This is a genomic window from Actinomycetota bacterium, assembly GCA_005774595.1.
Classification (GTDB): Bacteria; Actinomycetota; Coriobacteriia; order Anaerosomatales; family D1FN1-002; genus D1FN1-002.
The window spans coordinates 1-1,905 of sequence record VAUM01000347.1 but is presented as its reverse complement, the minus strand read 5'-3'; the positions used below and the strand labels follow the sequence as shown (position 1 = coordinate 1,905).

General features: G+C 70.9%; 4 protein-coding genes. All 4 read left to right on the top strand.

What is annotated here, in order from left to right; all coding sequences use genetic code 11:
- On the top strand, positions 1 to 412 hold a 412-nt coding region (gene purH / locus FDZ70_09960), incomplete at its 5' end, for a bifunctional phosphoribosylaminoimidazolecarboxamide formyltransferase/IMP cyclohydrolase (GenBank protein ID TLM68517.1).
- Between the two features lie 85 nt (positions 413 to 497).
- Positions 498 to 791 carry a type II toxin-antitoxin system Phd/YefM family antitoxin gene (locus FDZ70_09955; protein TLM68516.1) on the top strand — a complete coding sequence of 98 codons (294 nt, stop codon included), beginning with the start codon at positions 498 to 500 and terminating at the stop codon, positions 789 to 791.
- Positions 792 to 848: 57 nt separating this feature from the next.
- Entirely contained in the window at positions 849 to 1,064 is a 216-nt protein-coding gene (locus FDZ70_09950) for a type II toxin-antitoxin system RelE/ParE family toxin (protein TLM68518.1), read from the top strand.
- Positions 1,065 to 1,150: 86 nt separating this feature from the next.
- The coding region (locus FDZ70_09945; GenBank protein TLM68515.1) for a hypothetical protein at positions 1,151 to 1,905 on the top strand (755 nt) is incomplete at its 3' end.

Below are 1,905 nucleotides of genomic sequence, written 5' to 3'. Positions count from 1 at the left end.
CTCCGACTCCGTCGCCGAGGACCCCGCCGCGTTCACCGTGCCGACGAAGCGCCAGCCTACGCCTGAGGAGATGGAGCAGCTGCTCTTCGCGCTCAAGGTGGTCAAGAGCGTGAAGAGCAACGCGATCCTGCTGGCGAAGGACTTCGCGAGCGTGGGCGTGGGCGCCGGCCAGATGAACCGCGTCAACTCGGCGCGCATCGCGTGCGAGCAGGCCGGCGAGAAGGCCGAGGGCGCCGTGTGCGCGAGCGACGCGTTCCTGCCGTTCCCGGACACGCTCGAGGTCGTGGCCGCCGCCGGCGTGACCGCGCTGATCCAGCCGGGCGGCTCGGTCCGCGACGAGGAGGCCATCGCCAAGGCCGACGAGCTCGGCGTCGCGATGGTGTTCACGGGGCACCGCCACTTCCGGCACTAGATCGGCGCCGGGTCACATTCCCGATAGTCCGCGTTAGGACCTTCTTGCGAACCTGTATTCGGACTCGTTGCCGAAAGGGGTTCGCGTGCCTACCATCACGGATATGACGAAGTACTTCACCATCACCGACGCCAAGGCGCATCTGAACGAGATTGTCGACGCCCTCGACGGCGCGACCGAGGAGGTCGTGATAACGCGAAACGGCAAGCCCGTCGCAGTGTTCATGAGCATGAGCGACTATCAGGGCTTGCTCGAGACGCTGGACATCATGCGCACCCCGGGTGCCGTCGAAGAGATCAAGGCGGCCGAGGACCGCATCGCCGCCGGTGACTACATCACGGGTGAGGCGCTCCGGGCCAAGTACCTGCCCAAGGACTGACCCGTGCTGCCATATGCGCTGCGCACGGATGCGGCCGTCGACCGCTCCCTCGAACGCATGCCGGATCGGGTCGCGGCGGCGTGCGTCGAGTTCATCACCGGCCCGCTGCTGCGAGACCCGTGGAGACGCGGCAAGCCCCTATCGGGGGAGCTCGCCGGGCGGCGATGCGCTCGTCTCGACGCGTTCCGCATCGTCTACGTCATCGATGAGGGCACGCATGTCGTGCACGTGACCCGCATCGAGCACAGCGCCGACGCCTACCGACCCCGTTGACGCGCTACACTCGGCCCAGCCGCATGTCAGGCCGCGTCCGCGCGGGCATCCAGCGGTGACTCCCGGCACCTCGGAGGCGCCTCGTGATGCTCGTGCTCGCCCCATCATCCGCGCGCGGCTGGTTCGGCGGCCGCGCTCTCGCCGCGGGACCCGTGGCGCGCGTGACGCCACGGCTCACCGCCCGAGAGGCCGGCGACGCGCTGGAGCGCACGTTCTCGGGCGCCGGTCCGGCGCTCGCCGCGGCGCTCATCACGTACGAGTGCGAGGCGACCGTCCTCGAGTACGACGCGCTCGGAGCGCCATCTGTGCCGAACGCGTCGCCCGTCACTCCCGACGCCCCGCTCGTGCTCGACCCGCGAATGGCCGAGGCGGATGCGTACCGCTCGGGGGTCGACGCGGTCCGCGAGCGGATCGGCGCCGGCGACGTGTACGTGCTCAACCTCACGCACGCCGTGACCGGCCGCGCCGCACTCCCGCCGCGCGACACGTTCGCGGCGCTGCTCGCGCGGGCCGGCTCGGACATGTCTGCGTATCTCGAGCTGCCGGGGCTCGCGCTGGCGTCGGTGTCCCCCGAGCGGTTCCTGCGCGTGCGCGCCGAGGCCGACGGGCGCGTCGTCGAAGTGTGCCCGATCAAGGGCACGCGCCCGCGCGGGGAGACGCCCGAGGCGGACGCCGCGCTCGCCGCGGACCTGCTCGCCGACCCGAAGGAGCGCGCCGAGCACGTCATGGTCGTCGACCTGGAGCGCAACGACCTCGGGCGCGTGTGCGAGCCGGGCAGCGTCGCCGTCGACCCGCTCTACGAGGTCGTGCCGACGCCCTACTGTCACCAGCTCGTCTCGAC

Bases quoted from the DNA above. Each gene is read 5' to 3' on its own strand.
- FDZ70_09950 (TLM68518.1), top strand. From the start codon at position 849: ATGCCGGATCGGGTCGCGGCGGCGTGCGTCGAGTTCATCACCGGCCCG.